At 71.2% G+C, this 20916-nt stretch carries 16 protein-coding genes and 2 pseudogenes; 5 read left to right on the plus strand and 13 right to left on the minus strand.

Annotated features, from left to right (window positions below):
• Window positions 1-23 precede the first annotated feature (23 nt).
• Together OG214_RS13355 and OG214_RS13360 are read right to left on the minus strand one after the other, a co-directional pair.
• A complete protein-coding gene (locus OG214_RS13355; protein ID WP_363083785.1) occupies window positions 24-482 on the minus strand; it encodes a molybdenum cofactor biosynthesis protein MoaE in 459 nt (152 codons plus the stop codon).
• Window positions 483-641: 159 nt separating this feature from the next.
• Complete coding sequence (locus tag OG214_RS13360) at window positions 642-1754, minus strand: SDR family oxidoreductase (protein WP_363083786.1); 1113 nt, start codon at window positions 1752-1754, stop codon at window positions 642-644.
• 307 nt (window positions 1755-2061) lie between these two features.
• Between OG214_RS13360 and OG214_RS13365 the strand changes: the two genes are divergently transcribed.
• Both OG214_RS13365 and OG214_RS13370 read left to right on the plus strand, forming a co-directional pair.
• Window positions 2062-3528, plus strand: coding sequence for a zinc-dependent metalloprotease (locus OG214_RS13365; protein ID WP_363083787.1), 1467 nt, complete (start codon window positions 2062-2064; stop codon window positions 3526-3528).
• Window positions 3525-4076, plus strand: coding sequence for an NUDIX hydrolase (locus OG214_RS13370; RefSeq protein WP_405984860.1), 552 nt, complete (start codon window positions 3525-3527; stop codon window positions 4074-4076). The genes OG214_RS13365 and OG214_RS13370 overlap by 4 nt, the downstream gene beginning before the upstream one ends.
• A 128-nt stretch (window positions 4077-4204) precedes the next feature.
• On the opposite strand, the gene OG214_RS13375 is transcribed toward OG214_RS13370, so the two are convergent.
• The 4 genes from OG214_RS13375 to OG214_RS13390 form a co-directional block, all read right to left on the minus strand.
• Window positions 4205-4963, minus strand: a complete 759-nt coding sequence (locus tag OG214_RS13375) for an AIM24 family protein (RefSeq protein ID WP_363083789.1) — start codon at window positions 4961-4963, stop codon at window positions 4205-4207.
• An 18-nt stretch (window positions 4964-4981) separates the two neighbouring features.
• Window positions 4982-5662, minus strand: coding sequence for an AIM24 family protein (locus OG214_RS13380; protein WP_363083790.1), 681 nt, complete (start codon window positions 5660-5662; stop codon window positions 4982-4984).
• A gap of 13 nt (window positions 5663-5675) precedes the next feature.
• A complete protein-coding gene (locus OG214_RS13385; RefSeq protein ID WP_405984861.1) occupies window positions 5676-7382 on the minus strand; it encodes a TerD family protein in 1707 nt (568 codons plus the stop codon).
• Between the two features lie 177 nt (window positions 7383-7559).
• Window positions 7560-8186, minus strand: coding sequence for a M48 family metallopeptidase (locus tag OG214_RS13390; protein WP_405984862.1), 627 nt, complete (start codon window positions 8184-8186; stop codon window positions 7560-7562).
• Window positions 8187-8397: 211 nt separating this feature from the next.
• On the opposite strand from OG214_RS13390, the pseudogene OG214_RS13395 reads away from it, so the two are divergent.
• Window positions 8398-9544: pseudogene (locus OG214_RS13395) on the plus strand (ThiF family adenylyltransferase); the annotation flags it as partial.
• Window positions 9545-9589: 45 nt separating this feature from the next.
• Window positions 9590-10981, plus strand: coding sequence for an ABC1 kinase family protein (locus tag OG214_RS13400; RefSeq protein WP_405987492.1), 1392 nt, complete (start codon window positions 9590-9592; stop codon window positions 10979-10981).
• Window positions 10982-11128: 147 nt separating this feature from the next.
• On the opposite strand, the gene OG214_RS13405 is transcribed toward OG214_RS13400, so the two are convergent.
• The 4 genes from OG214_RS13405 to OG214_RS13420 all read right to left on the minus strand — a co-directional run bounded on the left by OG214_RS13405 (window position 11129) and on the right by OG214_RS13420 (window position 14711).
• On the minus strand, window positions 11129-11452 hold the full coding sequence (locus OG214_RS13405) for a hypothetical protein (protein WP_363085751.1): 324 nt from the start codon (window positions 11450-11452) through the stop codon (window positions 11129-11131).
• Window positions 11449-11817 carry a WhiB family transcriptional regulator gene (locus tag OG214_RS13410; protein WP_363085752.1) on the minus strand — a complete coding sequence of 123 codons (369 nt, stop codon included), beginning with the start codon at window positions 11815-11817 and terminating at the stop codon, window positions 11449-11451. Before OG214_RS13410 ends, OG214_RS13405 begins: the two co-directional genes overlap by 4 nt.
• 173 nt (window positions 11818-11990) lie before the next feature.
• Window positions 11991-12317: a hypothetical protein gene (locus OG214_RS13415; RefSeq protein ID WP_405984863.1), complete on the minus strand. Its 327-nt coding sequence runs from the start codon at window positions 12315-12317 to the stop codon at window positions 11991-11993.
• Between the two features lie 183 nt (window positions 12318-12500).
• Window positions 12501-14711 (minus strand): ATP-dependent DNA helicase UvrD2, encoded by a 2211-nt coding sequence (locus OG214_RS13420; RefSeq protein ID WP_405984864.1) that lies wholly within the window; start codon window positions 14709-14711, stop codon window positions 12501-12503.
• Between the two features lie 274 nt (window positions 14712-14985).
• On the opposite strand from OG214_RS13420, the gene OG214_RS13425 reads away from it, so the two are divergent.
• The gene (locus tag OG214_RS13425; protein ID WP_363085755.1) at window positions 14986-15228 is read left to right on the plus strand and encodes a mycoredoxin; all 243 of its coding nucleotides are present in this window, start codon (window positions 14986-14988) and stop codon (window positions 15226-15228) included.
• A 178-nt stretch (window positions 15229-15406) separates the two neighbouring features.
• Here OG214_RS13425 and nudC read toward each other — a convergent pair whose 3' ends face one another.
• The 3 genes and pseudogenes from nudC to OG214_RS13440 all read right to left on the minus strand — a co-directional run bounded on the left by nudC (window position 15407) and on the right by OG214_RS13440 (window position 20887).
• Complete coding sequence (nudC, locus tag OG214_RS13430) at window positions 15407-16351, minus strand: NAD(+) diphosphatase (protein WP_405984865.1); 945 nt, start codon at window positions 16349-16351, stop codon at window positions 15407-15409.
• 248 nt (window positions 16352-16599) lie between these two features.
• Window positions 16600-16965: pseudogene (locus tag OG214_RS13435) on the minus strand (peptidase M20); the annotation flags it as partial.
• A gap of 10 nt (window positions 16966-16975) precedes the next feature.
• On the minus strand, window positions 16976-20887 hold the full coding sequence (locus OG214_RS13440) for a UvrD-helicase domain-containing protein (RefSeq protein WP_405984866.1): 3912 nt from the start codon (window positions 20885-20887) through the stop codon (window positions 16976-16978).
• Between the last annotated feature and the right edge of the window lie 29 nt (window positions 20888-20916).

The raw sequence follows: 20916 nt of genomic DNA on the forward strand, positions 1-20916 counted from the left end.
TCGGCAGTCCCCTCGACGAGGCGCTACGCGCCCACCCATTCCTCGGTGCCGTCGGAGAACTTCTGGTGTTTCCAGATCGGAACCTCGTGTTTGAGGTCGTCGATCAGCTTCCGGCAGGCCTCGAACGCCTCGGCCCTGTGCGGGCAGGAGACCGCCACGACGACCGCCAGATCTCCGACCGCCAGATCGCCCACTCGGTGGACGGCCGCCAGCGCGCGCACCGGATGATCGGCGACGATCTTCTCGGCGACGCGGCGCAGTTCCGTCTCCGCGGAGGGATGGCAGGAGTAGCCGAGGGTGTCCACATCGGCGCCCCCGTCGTGGTTGCGCACCGTACCGACGAAGAGGGCCGTACCGCCCGAGGCGTCGTCCCCGACCGCGCGGAAGACCTCGTCGACGGTGATCGGGGTGTCGCGGATCGCCAGCAGCCGGATGGGATCCTGCCCGGCCTGCTCGCCCGGATGGGAATGCGTGCTCGCCATGGTCCCCATCGTGCCGTACGGCACCGACATCCAGGAACAGCGCGTACCGCATCCCCGGTCGGGGCCCCGGCAGGCGGTCGGTCGTGGGCTCCGGCAGGCGGTCCGGCCGGTGTCCGGCGGACGTCCGGCCGACGGTCCAGCAGGCGGTCCGGCCCAGCCTCAGCGGCCTCGTCTCGCCTTGCGGGCCCGCCGTACCAGCGCGGCCGTTCCGAGCAGCGCCACCGTCGCGCCCGCCGCGCCCGCCGCGGTGGCGTCCTTGCGGCCGAGCCTGCGCCCCACGACCGTGTGCCGGCCCTCCACCTCCTCCAGCAGCGCGGCGAGCACCTCCTCGTTGGTCCACCGCGGCCGCCAGCCCGCGTCGTGCAGCCTGCTGACACTGACCACCCAGGGATGCATCGTGTACGCGAGATCCCCCGCCGGAGAGGGCGTGAGACCGATCCTGTGCAGCCTGGCCGCGGCTCCCAGGGCGACCGCGGACGGCAGCTCCATCCGGCGGATACCGCTCAGCTCCTCGACCTCCTCCTGCTCCAGCCAGCCGTCGCAGCCCACCGCGAACTCCCCGTCGGCCTTTTCGAGCGCCGCGTACTCCAGGGCGCTCACCAGGTCCTCGACATGACAGAACTGCCAGGTGGGACGGGATCCGGCGACCACGAGCAGCCGCGGTGACTCGAAATAGCGGGTGAGGGCCGTGTCCGTACCGCCGACCAGGACGGCGGGCCGTACGACCGTCACATTGAGCCCTGGGTGCGCGCGGGGCGCCCGGCGGCCCAGCCGCTCGATCTCCAGCAGATCGCCGACCCCCGTGGCCTCCGCCGTCGCGCGCAGCTCGGCGTCCTCGGAGAGCGGGATGTCGTTGTCGGGCAGCGCGCCGTAGACCATCGCCGAGGTGCACAGCACGACCCGGTGGACCCCCGCCGCGGCCGCCGCCGTGAGGACGGTCTGGGTACCGCGCACGTTGTAGGCCGTCCGGGCGGCGGGATCGGTCTCCAGATCGAGATCGAGCGCCATGTGCACCACCACGTCCGCGCCGCGCAACTTCTCCGCGATGGCCGGGTCACGCACGTCGAGGATGTGCCACTGCGCCTCGGAGACCTCACCCCGGCGCTCGTCGATGGCGATGACCTGCTTGATCTCGTCGGAGGCGGCGAGGCGCCGGGTGAGCAGGTCACCGACGCCGGAGGCGGCGCCGGTGACCGCCACGACGGGGCCCCGGGACGGGTGCGTGGTTGAGCGGTTTCGCGCTGCGCGAACCTGCGGATCTGGGGAACTCACCGGGCGTCTCCAGCGGTTGTCTTCAATACGTACGTGAATGACGCGTACGTACCAGGTGACGTCCATCCTGCCGCAGGCCACAGGCCGGCGGAGCACTGAGCCCGGAAGCCGCCCGGGTGTCGCAGCCGTGCGAGGCCGCCGAAGGCGGCGGACCGAGCAGGCCGAAGGCGGAGTCCGGGTCGTACGGCCGGGCCCGGCCGACGGCACGCGGCACCGCCCTTGTCCACCCGGTGCCGCTTAGGCTGGGTGGTGTAGTCGGGCAGCCGCCGTCGGCAGAAGCCGGCGGCCCTACGAGCCGAGGAACCCCGTGAGTGACACCCCATTCGGATTCGGCCTTCCGCCGGAGGAGCCGGAGGACGGCGACGGCAAGAAGAAGGACCCTGCCGGAGGTGGTCAGGGTGCCGGTGGCCAGGGCGGTCCCGGCAATCCCTTCGGTAACTTCGGGTTCGGGCTGCCGGGCGGCGCGGGCGGTGCGGACAATCCGTTCGCCGCGATGTTCGGTTCGCTGAACCCCAGCGATCTGGGCGCGGCCTTCCAGCAGCTCGGCCAGATGCTCAGCTATGAGGGCGGTCCCGTCAACTGGGACATGGCCAAGCAGATCGCCCGCCAGACGGTGGCGCAGGGCACCCCCGACGGCACCAAGGACACCAGCGTCGGCCCCTCGGAGCGCGCCGCGGTCGACGAGGCGGTGCGGCTGGCCGATCTGTGGCTGGACGGCGTGACGTCCCTGCCGTCCGGCGCGAGCACATCGGTGGCGTGGAGCCGCGCCGAGTGGGTGGAGGCGACTCTGCCCGCGTGGCAGCAGCTCGTCGACCCGGTGGCGGAGCGCGTGGGCACGGCCATGGGCGAGGTGCTGCCCGAGGAGATGCAGTCCGTGGCGGGCCCGCTGATCGGGATGATGCGCTCCATGGGCGGCGCCATGTTCGGCCAGCAGATCGGGCAGGCCGTGGGTGTGCTGGCGGGTGAGGTGGTCGGTTCCACGGACATCGGGCTGCCGCTGGGCCCGGCCGGCAAGGCCGCGCTCCTGCCGCTGAACATCGAGGCGTTCAGCAAGGACCTCGGCGTGCCCAAGGACGAGATCCGGCTCTATCTGGCCCTGCGCGAGGCCGCCCACCAGCGGCTCTTCGCCCATGTCCCCTGGCTGCGGTCGCATATGTTCGGCGCGGTCGAGGGCTATGCCCGGGGGATCAAGGTCGACACCACCAAGCTGGAGGACGTGGTCGGCCAGTTCGACCCCACCCACCCCGAGGAGCTTCAGGAAGCGCTCCAGCAGGGCATGTTCCAGCCCGAGGACACCCCCGAGCAGAAGGCCGCGCTGGCCCGGCTCGAAACGGCGCTCGCGCTGGTCGAGGGCTGGGTGGACGCGGTGGTCCACGAGGCGGCGAAGACAAGGCTCACGGGAGCGGACGCGCTGCGCGAGACGCTGCGCAGGCGCCGGGCCTCCGGCGGTCCCGCCGAGCAGACCTTCGCCACGCTCATCGGCCTTCAGCTCCGTCCGCGCCGGCTGCGCGACGCCGCGCGGCTGTGGGCGTCGCTCACGGACGCGCGCGGGGCCGACGGCCGGGACCGGCTGTGGGAGCACCCCGACATGCTGCCGACGGCCTCCGATCTCGACGACCCGGACGGCTTCGTCCACCACGAGCAGTTGGACTTCTCCGAGCTGGACAGAATGCTCGGCGAGGCGGCGGACGGCTCGGACACCCCGGACGGCCCGGACGCCAGGCCGAATCTCAAGAAGGACGACGGGGACGACAAGGACGACACCGACAAGTGAGCCTGCACGACGACGCCGTCCTCGTACTGAAGGGCTACGAAGGCGAGTACGAGGGCCAGGACGAGCTGCGCGGGCTCTATCTGGATCATCTGTCCGCCCATCCGGACGCGATGTGGAAGTCCTGCGCGGCGGGGCATCTCACGGCCAGCGCGCTGGTGATCGATCCGGAGCGGGGCCGGGTGCTGCTGACCCTGCACAAGAAGCTCGGTATGTGGCTCCAGATGGGCGGTCACTGCGAGCCCGATGACGACACCCTGGAGGGTGCCGCGCTGCGGGAGGCCCTGGAGGAGTCCGGGATCCTCGGTCTGCGACCACTGGCGGGCGGCCCCGTCCAGCTCGACCGGCATGCCATCCCGGCCCCGTGCCACTGGCATCTCGATGTCCAGTACGCGGCGCTGGCTCCGGCCGGGGCCATCGAGCGGATCAGCGAGGAGTCACTGGATCTTCGCTGGTTCTCCTACGAGGAGGCGGCGCGGGTGGCCGACGGCTCGGTCGTACGGCTGGTGGAGCGCACCCGCGCCGCGCTGGACGGCCGAAACACGCCCTGAGCCCCGCCCGACCCGGACCTGACGACAACGCGAGGGCTGGACGCCCCGTCCGGCTGAAACGGACCGGTGTGAGCGGATGGGGGCGGCTTCCCTGGAGGCCGCCCCCATCCGCTCACACCGGAGCGCGATCACCTGCTCCAGGCGTTGTTCTGGTTCTGTCCGTGCGCTCCCTGCTGGCCCACGCCGAACTGCGCGGCCAGCCCCTGTCCGAGCTGCGCGTTCTGCGGCGGCATGACCTCACTGGGCTGTACGAGCGCGAAGCCCTGCCCGAGAAAGCTCAGCTCCCAGCCCTCGCCGGTGTTGCCGCGCCGCCTCCGCACCCCTGAGGAGTGCGTCTGGGCCTGCATCTGCACCCGTAGTGAGGAGGACCAGGCGACGATCGCGTCCGCGTCGGCGTTGACGTACTTCTCGGGTGTGATCTGGAGCATCAGCGGCTGGCCCGAGGTCATCAGGGCGACCTTGCCCCGGCCGGAGACATTGAGCTGGTACTTGCCGGAACCGGAGATGCCGTACTGGCTGTCCACCGCGATGACCTCGGTGTGCAGCGAGGAGTCGAGCGCCAGCACATAGGCGCTGTCGACCGTCATCCCCTCCTGCTCGACCTCCACCACATGGATGTACTGGGCGAGATTGGCCAGATAGACCGTGCCCTGTCCGGAGCAGCGCATCAGGTCGAGGCCCTCACCGGTGCGGGCGCGGGCCCGCCGCTGGTTCTGCGACTGGTACTCACCGTCGAAGTCGATCAGCCCCTGGTAGGCGACCATCGCGCCCTTGCGGGCGAGGACATCGTCCTGGCCGGTGAGCGCCACCCGCAGGAGCTGCGGGTTCTGCACCGCGTACCGCTCCTGGGACTGCTGTTCCGTATAGGCGAAAAGCGGACTCTGCATGGTGTGTTCTCGCTCCTCTCAGCCCTGGATCCGCAGACGGTCGGTGCTGTCCTCGCTGGGCTGTACGACGACGATGCCCTGGCCGGAGAAGGCCATCTGGAAGGCCTCTCCGCTGCCCCGCCCGATCAGCGCGGAGGCCTTCAGACTGCGCTTGCCCTTCACCTTGAGGGCGGGGGACCAGGCGACAAGGGCGTCCGGGTCGACATAGGTCTCGTCCTCGCCACGGCCGCAGTCGACGACGATCGGGGTGCCGCGCGAGGTCAGGGCGACCCAGCCGGTCCCGGAGATCTGTACGTTCCACAGCCCCTGGCCGGCGAACTTGGCCAGGCCCTTCACCCGCTCGACGCCCCACTGGAGATGGGCGTCGAAGGCCAGCAGATTGGTGCCGTTGACCGAGATGGCGTCGTTGTCGAGGTTGATGACCACGACATCCGCGCCATAGTCGGCGAGATAGAGCAGACCGTCGCCGGAGCACTTCATGAGGGGCGTGCCCTCGCCGGTGACCCACTGCGAGGCGATCTGGCGGATCGCGGGCGGGTTCGGCTCGTACTGGATGAAGCCTTCGTAGGCGATCATCGAGCCGGTCCGCGCGAAGAGGTCGTGCCCCGAGGCCATGGCGACCTTGAGCATGGCACGGCCGTGGTTCTCCATCCGGGCCGCGATGGGGGTGGGGGCGTAGCCCGCGAGCTGTTGGTTCATGGTCCGGGCTCCCTCAGACCTCGTACGGCTGGACGACGATGAAGTTGCCGGGGGCGCCCCGGAACTGGAGGTTCACGGTCTCCCCGCTGTGGCCCGGATACGCGTTGCGGCGCAGCCTGACCTGGCTGGAGATGATCACCTGGGACGCGGCCGACCAGGCGACGACGGCATTGCAGTCGGCGAAGGTCGTGGGCGTGACGGGCAGGACCACCGGGGTGCCGTGGGTCTTCACGACGACGGTGCCCGTGCCCTGGAAGAGCATGGTGAACAGGGCGCCGCCGGGGATGCCGTGGCCCTCGATACGGCGGATCTCGTACTGGAGGGACTCGTCGAAGGCGAGGACGTTCTCCGCCGAGACGCAGATGCCGTCGCCCTGAAGCTCCACGGGGTGCAGATGCGCGCCCTCTTCGGCGAGGAACACCTGGCCGCGGCCGGTGCAGCGCATGAGCTGCATCTCCTGGCCGGTGGCGTTGCCGACGATACGGCCGGCGAAACCGGCGCCCTTGTAGCTGAAGTCGACCTTGCCCTGGTACATCACCATGCTGCCCTGGCGGGCGAGGACCGGAGTGCCGCCCATACCGAGGTCGACCCGCATGAGCTGCCCGTTCTGCGGGGTCCAGCGCTGGCCCGTGGGCAGTTCCTTGTACGGCTGAAGGGCGGCCTGGAGACCGGCCCCGCCGGGTGGCACGCCTTGGGGCACACCCTGGGGGGCGCCGCCCAGGGGCTGCCCTGGCGGCTGCTGGCCGTAAGGCGCGGGCTGTCCGTAGGGAGCCGGTGCGGGCTGTCCGTACGGGGCCGGTGCGGGCGGCGGCGGTGCCTGACCGGGAATCCGGCCGGCGGTCTGCGCCGGGACCTGGCCGAACTGCGGCTGCTGGGGCGGCTGTCCGTACGGGGCGGGCGCGGGCGGCGGGGGTACGGTGCCGCCGGGCGGGGTCATGGGCGCGACGATGGTCGGCGCCCCGTGCATCGGCTGAGGCGCGGGGGCAGGGGCAGGGACCGGAGGCCCGGCCGGAGCACCGAACGAGGGCGCGGGCTGTGGAGCCTGAGGTGCCTGCGGGATCTGAGGCGCCTGCGGGGCGGGTGGGGCGACCGGGGCACCGAACGCCGGGGCCGGCGGGGGCGCGCTCTGCGCGGGCGGCGCGAAGCCCGGCACCTGACCACCGGCCGGCGGCTGCGGCGGCGCCGGCTCCTCCTCGGCGACCTCGCCGCCGAAGTTCTTCAGGAGCGCGTCGAGCCCGCCGTCGAAACCCTGGCCGACGGCGGCGAACCGCCATACGTCCTTGAGATAGAAGTCGCCGAGCATGACGGCGCGCTCGGTGGTGAACTCCGAGCCGTCGAAGGCGTACCGGACGACTTCCTCGCCGCCCGCGACCACCCGGATATATCCGGGGCCGACCTGGGACATCTGGCCCGCGCCGTCGATGGTGGCGGTGAACGAGAGCTTGTGGATCTGTGCCGGGATACGCTCCAGCGTCACCCTGAAGGACTCGGTGTCCCCGGCCTGGGCGCCCAGCAACTGAATGGATTCCTCAGGTGACTTGGGCTGGTTGAAGAAGATGAAGTAACGGTCGTCCGAAAGCTGTTCATTGGCGTCGAGGCCGAAACAGCTGATGTCGAAGGTCAGCCCGGGAGCGGCGATCTGCACACCTACGTACAGATCCGTCCCCGGCGTGAGATCACTGATCCTGGCCTTGTGGCCGCGCTGGAATTCCCTGGCCATGCGTAACGACCGTCCCCCATCCCGAATGTGACTGCGTCGCGCCAGGCTAACGGCTATGTCCGACATTGAGCCAAGCCGGTACAGACTCGGTACACGATCAACGGACTCGGCACACGTCAGCGCCGTTTTCCCTGTCGCGAGCGGCGGGCGGAGATCATCCCGCGCGTAGGGAGCGTTTCATTCCTCGCCCGGCTCCCCGTCCGGCGCTCCGTCGTCCCCGTCACCACGCGCGACGGGCAGATAGGGCAGCCGGTCGGCGGCGACGACTCCTTCGAGATAGCCGCGGGCGCGCTCGGTACGCGGATAGGCCTCCAGCAGCCGCCAGAACCGTGGCCCGTGGCCCGGTACGAGGAGATGGGCCAGCTCGTGGACGAGGACATAGTCGACGACGTACTCCGGCATGCCCTGCAGCCGGTGCGACAGCCGGATGCTGCCTTCCGCCGGGGTGCAGGAGCCCCAGCGGGTGTTCTGGTTGGTCACCCAGCGCACGGAGGCCGGCCTGGCACTGCCGTTGAAGTACAGGGCGGACAGCCGCTCCGCCCGCTCGGTCAGCTCGCTGTCGCCGAGGACGCGTTTGCTCTCCTGTGCGGCGAGTTTGTCGAGCATCACCGTGACCCAGCGGCGCTCCTCCGCCTCCGACATCCGGGCGGGGATGAGCACGATGGTCCGGTCGCCCTCGCGGTACGCCGAGACGGTTCTGCTGCGGCGGGCGCTCCTGCGGACCTCTACGGCGCTCGTCCCCGAGCCGCGCGGCGGGCGGCGGGCGGGCTCCCCAGCGAGGCGAGGGGAAGAATCGGCGGACACGCCCCGACGTTACCCGCTGCGTGTGGGGGAAGTCCCGCCTCCGGGACAGTTCGATCTTGATCCACTTTTCGGTCCCCGTAATTTGAACGATTAATGCCCTCGGCTGTGGATAACTTTCGGCACCGCCGCGCGCCGCCTTGCATTCTGAGAACCGGATCGGAACAAGCGATCCGAAGAAGTCCATCGTGCGGAAATCGAGGGGGAGACCGATATGCATCCGATGGTGAAACCCGCGCTGCGGCGTGCGTGGCGGGAGCGGCAGACCGTGCAGTTCGGGGTCACACCCGCACACGCGGTGCTGGTGGGTCCTGTCGATACGGCCACGGGCAGCTTTCTGGAGCTGCTCGACGGGACTCGCGGACTGCCGCTGCTGCGGGAGGAGGCACGGGCGATGGGGCTGCCCGACGGGCTGGCCGATTCGCTGGTGAAGCGGCTGACCACGGCGGGGGTGCTCGACGATCCGGACGCGGGAGGAAGGGCGTCCGAGGACTTACGGAAGCGGACGGCCGCCTTCGACCGGGTGCGGTCGGATCTCGCGTCCCTTTCCGTGCTGCACCGGGAGCCGGGCGCGGGGGCACGGCGGCTGGCGGCGCGGCGGGCCATGCGGGTCCAGGTGCGGGGCGCGGGGCGGGTGGGGGCGGCTGTCGCGGCGGTGCTCGCCGCCTCCGGGGTGGGGCGGGTCGATGTGCTCGACGGCGGGTTCACGCAGGAGTGGGACGTGTCACCCGCCGGGCTGCCCGCCCACTGTGTGGGAGAGCGCAGGGACACGGCGGCTCGGCAGTTGGTCCGGCGGTCCGCGCCCGGCCGGGCGCCGGGTGCGACGGAGCGCGGGGCGTCCCGCGCGGAGGCGGAGCCGGGCCTCTCCCTGGTGATCGTCGCCCCTCGGGACGGACTCGCCGCCTATGCCCCCGACCAGACGGCGGCCGAGCCCTGGATCGCCACAGGCACTCCCCATCTCTATACGGGGGTGATCGAGGCCACAGGCGTGGTCGGACCGCTGGTGCTGCCCGGTGGCACGGCCTGCGCGGGGTGTGTGGCGCGGACGCGGGCCGACCGCGATCCGGGGTGGCCCCGGATGCTGGCACAGTGGCGCTCGGGGCGCGGGGCGGCCGCCGTGCCGGCCTGTGATCTGGGGCTGGCCACCACGGTGGCGGGGCTGGCGGCGGCTCACGCGCTGTCTTTTCTGGACGGTGAGCTCCCCGCCAGCGCGGGTGCACGATGGGAGGCGTCGCTTCCACTGCTGGACTGGCGATCGGAGCGGACCGAGCCGCATCCGGACTGCCGCTGCGGGGCGGCCGACAGGCCGCAGAAGGGTGCGCCTGGCGGAGACGGGGGCGTCGCACGACACAATGGCGGGGTATCCGCCACAGGCGGCTCGGCTGTCTGGGACTTGGAGGGGCTTCATGTCTGATCTTCCCCGGAAGGCGGTCACCCGGACCGCGAAGCTGGCCACGCTGCCGCTGGGCTTCGCCGGCCGGGCCACCTGGGGCCTCGGCAAGCGGATCGGCGGGAAGTCCGCGGAGATCGTCGCCCGGGAGTTGCAGCAGCGCACGGCGGACCAGCTCTTCAAGGTGCTCGGCGAGCTGAAGGGCGGTGCCATGAAGTTCGGGCAGGCTCTGTCCGTCTTCGAGTCGGCGCTGCCCGAGGAGATCGCCGGGCCCTACCGGGCGGCGCTCACCAAGCTCCAGGAGGCGGCGCCGCCCATGCCCGTCCGTACGGTCCACGCGGTGCTGGCGGAGCGGCTCGGCGAGGAGTGGCGGGAGCTGTTCCTGGAGTTCGAGGACAAGCCCTCGGCCGCCGCGTCGATCGGCCAGGTGCACCGGGCGGTGTGGCACGACGGGCGCCAGGTCGCGGTCAAGGTGCAGTATCCGGGGGCCGGTGAGGCGCTGCTCTCCGATCTGGCGCAGCTCAGCCGGTTCGCCCGACTGCTGGGGCCGCTGATCCCGGGGATGGACATCAAGCCGCTGATCACCGAATTGCGCGACCGGGTCTCGGAGGAACTGGACTACGCGCTGGAGGCCGAGTCACAGCGTGAGCACGCGGCGGAGTTCGCGGACGACCCCGATGTGGTGGTGCCCGACGTGGTGCACCAGGGCGACCAGGTGCTGGTGACGGAGTGGATCGACGGGATACCGCTGTCGGAGGTGATCTCCGACGGGACGCCCGAGCAGCGCGACCGGGCGGGGCAGCTCCTGGCCAGATTCCTCTTCTCCGGCCCGGCGCGCACGGGTCTGCTGCACGCCGATCCGCATCCGGGCAACTTCCGGCTGCTTCCCCCGGCGGACTCCGGCGAGGACGGCGAAGACGGTGAACTGCGGCTCGGGGTGCTGGACTTCGGCACGGTGGACCGGCTGCCGGGCGGACTTCCCGGCACCATCGGTGAGGCCCTGCGGCTGACGCTGGAGAGCGACGCCGAGGCGGTGTACGACCTGCTGCGTGAGGAAGGGTTCGTCAAGGAGTCCATCGATCTCGACCCGGACGCGGTGCTGGACTATCTGCATCCGATCATCGAGCCGGCGGCGGTGGACGAGTTCACCTTCACCCGGAGCTGGATGCGCGATCAGGCCGCCCGGATAGCGGATCCGCGCTCCCCCGCCCATCAGTTGGGCAAGCAGTTGAATCTCCCGCCGTCGTATCTGCTGATACACCGCGTCACGCTGAGCACCATCGGTGTGCTCTGCCAGCTCAGCGCGACCGTAAGGCTGAGGGACGAACTGGAGGCCTGGCTGCCCGGGTTCGTGGCGGATCCGTTCATACCGGAACAGCAGGGCGAGACGGAGCCGGTGGACAACTAGGCCCTGTCCGGTCGGACAGAACCTAGTGCCTCTCCCGGCAACAGGTCCTGTCGGGCCGGTTCCGGCCGGGGAAAGCGGCGTGGGGGCCGGTCCCTCGGGACCGGCCCCCACGCGGTGACAGTGATCGCGCACCGACTGACTGGTTGCCTACTGCATGACGGCCATGGCCAGCGCGCGGCGGGCGCGCATCGATACGCGCTCGGCACGGCGCTGCATCCGCCGGGCGGCGACCAGGCGCGCGGCCCGGCGTTCCGCGTCGGCTTCACGCAGGCGCTCGTTCATATGCGCGCGTGCCATGGCTTCTGGGATGAGTTGCATCTCGCGGGTCCTGTTCTGACGCGAGTCGTTCGCGCCCATCGTGGTGACTGCTGGGGTCGCGGAGCCGGACGGCTCGCTCAGGGAAGAGGTCATCGGAGCCTGCTTCTGGGGATCGTGCGTGAAGGGACGGTCGATGGTTCCGGTGGCGTTCATGCCGTGACCGGGTTCTTGCGCGGACGGCCACGCGGCCGCTTGCGGGCCACGACCACGCCCTGGACGAAGAGTTCGCCACCCCACACGCCCCACGGCTCACGCCGCTCCTTGGCGCCGGCGAGGCAGGCCTCGATCAGCGGGCAGGTGCGGCAGAGTGCCTTGGCGTACTCGACATCGGCCGGGGACTCGGCGAAGAAGACCTCCGGGTCGTAGGCACGGCAGGGAACGGGTACGCCGAGGCTCTCGATGGCGTCGTCGAGCGCGGTGAGCGCGGTGAGCGGAGTCAAGGTGGAGTCCTCCGTGGGGACGGGCGGGGAGATCGTTTCGGAAGGCGGTACGGACGGGGCGTGCGCTTCGAGTTGCACGGGTTTCGTTCCTCGTCTGGTCGGTCCGGCCTGTTTGGCCGGGTGTCGGCTGGTACCGAGTAGTGCTAGTTCCGAGGCGCCTTCAGTTCCGTCTCTCCCGTTCGGGACAAACAGAAGGGCCGCGGATCCCGGGTGGGGTTCCGCGGCCCTGAAGGCGCCGGTCTGATCCTCGATCAGACTGGATCACTCCAGGGTTCGAGCCCACGGAAGGCCCACATCAAGTGGTGCTGCGTCTGCTGCTTCGTTTCGGCACCGGTCGCCGCAAAGGCATAGGCCTTGGCCGCTGCCTTCGCTACTGCTGCTTCCAGCGCCTTGGTCGGTCGCTCATTGCGCTCGCGGACGGGAAGACCCGACAGGGAGACGGGCCGGACGGCGGAGACGCCGGACAGGCCACTGCCAATGAGTTCGGAACCGGAGAAGCCGAGCGAGCAGGCGGAGACGACCGAGGGATCGGTCATTTTGTCGGTGCTGACAAAGTTGCTGCGGTTGATGCTGATCACTGGAATCGCCTCCTCTCGGCGTCTCAAGGACCGGCCTGAGCCAGTCGCACGTATAGCGGACAAGTACTGCTTTGGATAAGTAGAACATGGGGACAGGGCTTCGGTGAAGCCCGCCGTTCCCGTGGTTAAGAACCTATGGGGATTCCCCGGGCGGGCGCAAACTATTTTTTCGACGAGTTCGCATCAGTCGTCCCTGGCGTCTCCCGCACGCTCCTCACCAGCGCAGATGGCGAGTACATCGGCTCCGAAGCGGTCCAGCTTGCGGGCGCCGACGCCGGCGATCGCGGCCAACTCGCGGTCGCCGCCCGGCACCGTCTCGGCGATCGCCATCAGCGTCTTGTCGGTGAACACGCAATACGCGGGCTGGCCCAGCCGCTGTGCCTGGTCGGCTCGCCAGTCACGCAGCCGTTCGTAGAGCGCCTCGTCCATGTCGGACGGGCAGTCCTCACAGCGCATCAGCTTCATCTCGCCCGCGTCGGTGAGCGTTTTGCCGCAGACCCGGCAGAGCACCGGGCCACGGCGCTTGCGTCGGCCGACCGCGCCGCCGTGCTCCGGGGCGCCGCCCGGGACCGCCCCCGCGCTCCGTGCCCCGGGAGCCGTGGAGCCCGGACGCAGCCCGTTCAGAAAGCGGGTGGGGCGACGGGAGGCCCTGCCCCCCGGGGAGCGGGAGAGCGCCCAGGAAAGACAGAGATGCAGCCGCGCCCGGGTGACCCCGACATACAGGAGGCGCCGCTCCTCCTCGATCTGCTCATCGGTCTTGGCGTAGGTGATCGGCATCATGCCCTCGGCGAGGCCGACCAGGAAGACCGCGTCCCACTCCAGGCCCTTCGCCGCGTGCAGCGAGGCGAGGGTGACGCCCTGCACCGTGGGCGCGTGCTGTGCGGCGGCGCGCTCGTCCAGCTCGGCCACGAGATCGGCGAGCGTCGCCCCCGGCCTCGCCCGGACGAAGTCCTCGGCGAGACGGACCAGGGCGGCCAGGGACTCCCAGCGGTCACGGACCGCGCCCGAGCCCGCGGGAGGTTCGGTGGTCCAGCCCTTGGTGGAGAGCACCGCCCGGACCTGCGCGGGCAGTTCGACGACATCGTCGAGCAGGGAGTCATTGCCCCCGAAGCGGGCCGCGCCCCGGAGCGCGGCGCCCGCCTCCCGCACCTCCTGGCGCTCGAAGAACCGCTCCGCGCCCCGGAGCTGATAGGGCACCCCCGCATCGGCCAGGGCCTGTTCATAGACCTCCGACTGGGCGTTGATCCGGTACAGCACGGCGATCTCGCCGGCCGGAACGCCCGCGGCGATCAGATCGCGGATCCTGCGGGCGGTGCCCTCGGCCTCGGTGGGCTCGTCCGCATACTCCGTGCAGACCGGTTCGGGGCCCGGATCGCGCTGCGAGACCAGTTCGAGCCGGTGCTCGGCGGCCCGGCCGCGTGCCTGGTTCAGCAGGCCGTTGGCGAGATGGACGACCTGGGGCGTGGAGCGGTAGTCCCGGACCAGCTTGACCACGGTGGCGCCCGGGTGGCGGGTGCGGAAGTTCAGCAGATGGTCCGGGGTGGCGCCGGTGAAGGAGTAGATCGTCTGGCTGGCGTCGCCCACCACGCAGAGGCTCTCCCGGTCCCCCAGCCAGAGATCGAGCAGCCGCTGCTGGAGCGGGCTGACGTCCTGATACTCGTCGACCACGAAGTGCTGGTACTGCCGGCGGATCTGGTCGGCGATGTCGTGCCGGTCCTGGAGGATGCCGACCGTGAGCAGCAGGACGTCCTCGAAGTCGATCACCGAGCGCTCGCGCTTGAGCTGTTCGTACGTCCCGTAGATCTGGCCGATCTCGGCCGGGTCGCGCGGGGCCTCGCGGACGGACTTGGCCACCACGGCGGGATAGTCGGCCGGGACGGTCTGGGTGACCTTCGCCCACTCGATCTCGCCGGTGACATCACGCAGCTCATTGCGGTCGAGCCGGATACGGCAGCGGGCCGCGGACTCGGCGACGAGCTGGACCTTGCGGTCGAGCAGTCTCGGCAGGTCCCCGCCGACCGCCTTGGGCCAGAAGAACTGGAGCTGGCGCAGCGCCGCCGAGTGGAACGTACGCGCCTGGACACCGCCCGCGCCGAGCTGGCGCAGCCGTCCGCGCATCTCCCCCGCCGCCCGGTTGGTGAAGGTGACGGCCAGCACACTGGCGGGCTGGAGTATGCCCGCGCGCACGCCATAGGCGATCCGGTGGGTGATGGCGCGCGTCTTGCCCGTGCCGGCCCCCGCCAGCACACACACCGGACCGTGCAGAGCCGTCGCCACCTCGCGCTGCTCGGGGTCGAGCCCGTCGAGCACCGCGTCGGCGTCGCGCGGCGGGGCCACGATCTGGCCGCCCTCGGATTCACGCGGGAAGAGTGGGGAGTGCGTTGCTGCTGTCACCCCGCCATGCTGCCAGGTCCCCCGGGACGGACGCGGCGGTTGTCCACAGGGGAGCCGCGTTGGTCGTATGAACACACCCGCCGCACCCACCGCCCGCCGCCTACGACCGCCGTCCTACGACCGGCGCCCACCGCCTGCTGCCCACCGCCCGGCGGAGCCCGTACCGCGTCGAAGCCGGTACCGCGTCCGTGCGGGAATGGCGGCCGGGCCGCGTACGTTCGACAGATTGCGGACGACGCATTCGGCGGGACCGAGACAGAGGAGCGCGAGAGACATGCCGGGCACTGTGACGATGTACAGCACCACATGGTGCGGATACTGCCGTCGGCTCAAGGGCCAGATGGACCGCGAAGGCATCGCGTACACCGAGATCAACATCGAGCAGGACCCGGACTCGGCGGCCTTCGTCGAGAAGGCGAACGGCGGCAACCAGACAGTGCCGACCGTGCTGTTCTCCGACGGATCGACGCTGACGAACCCCTCGCTGGCCCAGGTCAAGCAGAAGATCGGCGTCTGAGCACCGCGTACCGCGCGCGGCAGCGCCGCGAGCGGCCCACCGACCGAGCCCCCGCCGGAGCGATTCCGGCGGGGGCTCGGTCGTCACGCTGTCGTTCGGCGCTTCGTCGTCATACGTCCGGACGTCGTCATACGTCCGGCCGTCGTACGGCTCCGTCGTCCGTTGTCGCGTGTCGCGCTCAGCCGGCCAGTTTCGGCAGGGGCTTGCCGTACCACAGCTCCACCAGACGCGCGGCGATCGAGATTCCGGCCGGCGGGAGGATCTCGCCGGACTCGATCGCGGTCCGCAGATCCTCCCGGGAGAACCAGCGCGCCTCCTCGATCTCCTCGCCATCCACCGTGATCTCCGACGAGGTGGCACGCGCCATGAAGCCCAGCATCAGGCTCGACGGGAACGGCCACGGCTGGCTGGCGATGTACTCGACCTCGCCGACCGTGACGCCCGCCTCCTCGAAGACCTCACGCACCACCGACTGCTCGATCGACTCGCCCGGCTCCACGAACCCCGCCAGCGTGGAGAAACGGCCCTCGGGCCAGTGCACCTGGCGCCCCAGAAGCGCGCGGTCCTCCTCATCCGTGACCAACATGATCACGGCGGGGTCGGTCCGCGGGTAGTGCTCGGCCCCGCAGGCCTGGCAGCGGCGGATGTGCCCGGCCGCCGCGATCACGGTGCGCTCGCCGCAGCGGGAGCAGAAGCGGTGCAGCCGCTGCCAGTTCTCCAGCGCCACCGCGTGCGCCATCAGGCCCGCGTCACGGGCGGAGAGCAGCATGCCGGCCTCGCGCAGCCCGGCGGCCCGCGCCGACTGGTCGATCCGGCCCGGGAGTGAGTCCTTCTGGAGCGCGAAATAGCGGACACCGTCCGCGTCCGTACCGAGGAAGTAACGGTGGGCCTCGGTGACGGGCGCCTCGAAGGACGGGATCATGACCAGTTCGGTACGGCCGTCCGCGGTGTCGTCGATCAGCACCTGGCCGCCCGACACCACGAAGACCCTGGTCGTCGGATGGCTCCACGCCGCCGCGAGCCAGGCCTCGTCGAGCCGGTGGTGCGCCGCGCGGTCGATACCGCTCGGAGCGGTCAGGCCGATGGGTCGGCGTGCGGTGGCGTCACTGCTGATAGTGCTCACAGGTACTTCCAACTCCCCCGGGTGGATTGGGTTTCTGATCAGCGGAGTGTGTGGTGAAGTCTTCGGCGGCGCTCTCGGTGCGGGGCGCGGCGCCCTCAGCGCGGCGCGGTGGCAAGGTCGCCCCCGAGGCGGGCCGTCGTTTCCCCATCTTTGAGCAGCACGTCTTCGAAGAGCAGGTCTTCGAATAGCAGGTCTTCGAGCAGCACGTCTTCGAGCAGCACGTCTTCGAGCAGCGGGTCCGGTCCGGCCTTCTCGCTCGCCGCGTACCGGCCGCCGGACCGTACGGAGACAAGGTCCGTGTGCCGGCCGTCCTCGTGGGCGGCCCGCCGGATGCGGTCATGACCGTGGACCAGCGCGGTGGGGGTGTCCGGGCCGGCGGAGGGCCACTCGGCGAAGACGGCGGGCCCGCGCGAGGTCCTCCGGATCCCGGCGACCGGGAAGCCGGTCTCCTTGAGCTTCCCGACGAGCCGGCCGGCGCCGCGCCGTACATCGGCGTCGTGGTCGGGCTGTGCCGATACGGACGGAATGCGCGGCCGGTCGGCGAGGCCGTCGGGAAATGCCGCGCGGTGGGTACGGATGTACGTACGGACGACGCTGTCCGGGGTGTCGCTCATGATGTCGAGCCTAACGGGCCCGGGGAGCGGTCTCGTCTGCCGGTTCCGGGGATCCCCCGTCCGTGGGCATGTCGGCGTCCCCGTATGAACGTCCTGTGCCGTCCGGCGCGCGCCCTGCGTCATCGTACGGATTCTCCGCGCCGGGCGGGCCTCCGGTGAGGATGCGTTCCAGCTCAGGGCGGCCGGGGATGTGCTCGGGACGTACGACCTCCCCGGTCCTCACATAGAGGAACGCGGCTGTCACGGCGCTCGGCGGGAGACCGTGCTGCTCGGCCCAGGCAAGCCGGTAGACGGCGAGTTGGAGGGGGTCGGCGGTGCGGGCCCGGCTGGTCTTCCAGTCGACGATCTCGTACGTGTATGTCTCCGCGCCGGTCACCGGGTCGGTACGGGTATGGCGGTAGACGGCGTCGATACGGCCCCGGATCACCCGGCCCGCGAGAGTCAGATGGAAGGGCGCCTCCACGCGGTACGGCGTGCGCCGGGCGTACGGGGTGCGCTCGAAGGCGGTCTTCAGCGCGGCCAGGTCGCGCTCGTCGGCGATCTCCGGCTCGTCCTCCTCGCCGCCGGGAAGTTCGTCGGGGCCGAGCATCGGCAGCGGCAGCTCCTCGAACCTCGACTCCACCCAGGCGTGGAACCGCGTGCCCCTGCGGGCGGCGGGCTGCGGCGGACGCGGCATGGGCCGGGCCAGCTCATGGGCGAACCCGTCGGGGTCGGCCGCGAGACGCAGGAGCTGGGAGGCGGAGAGGGAGGGCGGTACGGGTACGTCGCGGACGGTGGCGCGGGCGCGGCGCAGCTCACCGGTGAGGGCGTCGAGATCGCGGTCCCAGGAGGCGAGGGTACGGAGCTCCTCGGGGGTGAATCGCGGGTCGGGGTCGGGGTCGGGGACGGGGACGGGGTCGGGAGCGGGGTGCGGGTCAGCTGTGAGGGGCGGGCCGGCGGGGGCGCTCTCCCCGGCCCCCTGGGGGGCGGTCTCCCGGCGCGGGGCGTCGGCGGCGGTGCCGGTGCCGACACCGGTGTCGGTGCCAGCGCCGATACTGGTGTCGGATGTCGGCCGGGGAGCGGGCACGGCGGCCGTGGCCCCGTCCGCCGGGGCCCCGGCGGGCGTCTCACGTGTCGTGGTCCAGGCGTCCCAGTCGGACAGGTCTGCGTCGGACAGGTCGGACAGGTCCGCGTCGCCGGGATCCGCGTCGGAGTCGCCGGGATCGGCATCGAACGGGTCGGCGTCCGACAGCTCGGGGTCGAACGGGCCGGCATCGGAAAGCTCACCGTCGAACAGCTCCGCCGGGGCCGGACCGTACGGCTCCGGATCATCCGGCGTGAACGGGTCCGGCCCGTCGTCCTCCGTGTCCAGCTCGGACTCGGGCTCCGGGTACGACTCCGACCCCGACTTCGACTCCGGCGCGGACGCGGCCTCGCCCTCCCCTCTCAGCAACTCCTCCATGTGCGCCAGGACCGTGTCCGCCGCCTCGCGGCGGCGGGCCAGGGACCGGGGGTCCAGCGGGAGGGGCCAGGCGTGGGGGATGGTCTCCGCGCCCAGGGACGGGTTCTCGTCCGTCTCCTCGGGCGCGTCCGCCCACGCCTCGATCTCCCCGTGGCCTGCCGCGCAGTGGTCGTACAGAGCGTGTAGAAAGTCCGACGGCCCGCGCGGGCGCTTCTGGGTCGGGCCCCACCAGTGGCCGGAGCCGAGCAGCAGGGAGCGCGGGCGGGTGAAGGTGACATACCCCAGGCGCAGTTCCTCCGTGTGCTGGTGCGCCTTCATCGCGTCCTTGAACGACTTGAGACCCTTCGCGTCCCAGGAGGCCGCATCCGGCAGCGTCGGCGCGTCGCCGCGCAGCGCGTGCGGCAGGACCTTCGGCTGGGACGTCCAGGCCTCGCGCGCCCGGCCGTTGGGGAACTGCCCCGCGACCAGTCCCGGTACGGCGACGACATCCCACTCCAGTCCCTTGGACTTGTGGGCGGTGAGGACCTTCACCGTGTTCTCGCCGCCCGGCAGCGCGTTGTCCAGGCCCTTCTCGTACTGCGCGGCCGTCCGCAGGAACGCCAGGAAGGCCAGCAGCCCCGCCTCCCCGTCGAGCGCGGCGAAGGAGGCCGCGACATCGAGGAAGTTGCTCAGCGTCTCGCGGCGGCGCGCGGCCAGGGCGTGCGGTGACGCGGACAGCTCGACCTCCAGACCCGTCGTGGCCAGGACGCGGTGCAGGACGTCCATCAAGGGGTCGGCCAGGGACCGGCGCAGCTCGCGCAGCTCGGCGGCGAGCCGCGCGAACCGGACCCGCGCGGCGGCGGAGAAGGGCAGCCCGTCCGCCGGGGCGCCCGCCGACTCCAGGAAGGTGTCGAGGGCGTCCGCGAGCGAGATGACCTCGGCGGGGTCGGTGCCCTCGACCGCCGCCGCCAGCCGCGCGTCGAGGTCGTCCCCGTCCTCGCCGCCGCCCCGGTGGACCAGCAGCCGGGCCCTGCGGCCCAGCAGCGCGAGATCGCGCGGCCCGATGCGCCAGCGGGGACCGGTGAGCAGCCGTACCAGAGAGGCGTTGGCGCCCGGGTCCTGGAGGACCTCGCACATGGCGACGAGATCGGCGACCTCGGGCAGATGGAGCAGCCCGGACAGCCCCACGACCTCGACGGGTATGTCACGGGCCACCAGCGCGCCCTGGATCTCCGGGAAATCCCCGGCCGTACGGCACAGCACGGCGATCTCGCCAGGCTCCTTGCCCGTGCGCACGAGATGGGCGATCGAGTCGGCGAGCCACTCGATCTCCTCCGCGTGGGTGGGAAGCAGAGCGCAGCGCACTCCGCCGTCGCGCTCCGCGCCGGGCGCGGGGCGCAGCGCCTCCACGCCCTCGTGCATCGCGCGCAGCGGCTCGGCGAGACCGTTGGCGAGGTCGAGGAGACGGCCGCCGCTGCGCCGGTTCTCACTGAGCGAGAAACGGGCTGCGGGGGTGCCGTCGGCGTACGGGAAATGCTCCGGGAAGTCGTCCAGATTGGCGACGGAGGCGCCGCGCCAGCCGTAGATCGCCTGGCAGGGGTCGCCGACCGCCGTCACCGCGTGCCCGGTGCCGCCGCCGAAGAGCCCGGAGAGGAGGAGCCGTTGGGCGACGGAGGTGTCCTGGTACTCGTCGAGCAGCACGACCCGGAACTCGTCCCGGAGAATCACCCCGACCTCGGCTCTCGTCGAGGCGAGTTCGGCGGAGAGCGCGATCTGATCGCCGAAGTCGAGCAGATCGCGGGCGCGTTTGGCCTCGCGGTAACGCCCCACCAGATCGAGCAGTTCACGGCGGGCGGCCACCGTCTCGGGCACCTTGCGCAGCTCGGCGTTGCTGAGCGGGGCGCCGTCCAGGGTACGCAGCAGATCGCTGTCGTACGTGCCGAGTCTGTCCGTGCCCACGAGATGCTCGGCCAGCTCGGCATCGAGCGCGAGCAGATCGCTGACCAGGGCGGGGAGTGTCTTGGTCAGGGCGGGATACGGTCCTGGCGCCTCCCGCAGCACCCGCGCGGCGAGCTGGAAGCGGGTGGCGTCGGCGAGCAGCCGGGCGGTCGGTTCGAGTCCTATCCGCAGACCGTGGTCGGTGAGCAGCCGCCCCGCGAAGGCGTGGTACGTGGAGATACGGGGCTCGCCCGGCGGGTGGTCCGGGTCGATCACCTCGGGGTCGGTGACCCCGGCCCGTACGAGCGCCTTGCGGACGCGCTCGGCCAGCTCGCCCGCCGCCTTGTTGGTGAAGGTGAGCCCGAGGACCTGCTCGGGGGCGACCTGTCCGCTGCCCACCAGCCACACCACCCGGGCGGCCATCACCGTCGTCTTCCCGGATCCGGCTCCGGCCACGATGACCTGCGGGGCGGGCGGCGCCGTGATGCAGGCCACCTGCTCCGGGGTGAAGGGGATACCGAGAAGCTCCTTGAGCTGCTCGGGGTCGGTGAGATGTACGGACACCCGGAGAGGGTATCCGCCGCCACTGACAA

Origin of the sequence: Streptomyces sp. NBC_00872, assembly GCF_045161915.1 — a bacterium.
GTDB lineage: Bacteria > Actinomycetota > Actinomycetes > Streptomycetales > Streptomycetaceae > Streptomyces.

Coding starts and splice junctions, on each gene's coding strand:
- OG214_RS13355 (WP_363083785.1), bottom strand. CDS start 482: ATGGCGAGCACGCATTCCCATCCGGGCGAGCAGGCCGGGCAGGATCCC.
- OG214_RS13375 (WP_363083789.1), bottom strand. CDS start 4,963: ATGCAGAGTCCGCTTTTCGCCTATACGGAACAGCAGTCCCAGGAGCGG.
- OG214_RS13380 (WP_363083790.1), bottom strand. CDS start 5,662: ATGAACCAACAGCTCGCGGGCTACGCCCCCACCCCCATCGCGGCCCGG.
- OG214_RS13385 (WP_405984861.1), bottom strand. CDS start 7,382: ATGGCCAGGGAATTCCAGCGCGGCCACAAGGCCAGGATCAGTGATCTC.
- OG214_RS13400 (WP_405987492.1), top strand. CDS start 9,590: ATGTCTGATCTTCCCCGGAAGGCGGTCACCCGGACCGCGAAGCTGGCC.
- OG214_RS13405 (WP_363085751.1), bottom strand. CDS start 11,452: ATGAACGCCACCGGAACCATCGACCGTCCCTTCACGCACGATCCCCAG.
- OG214_RS13425 (WP_363085755.1), top strand. CDS start 14,986: ATGCCGGGCACTGTGACGATGTACAGCACCACATGGTGCGGATACTGC.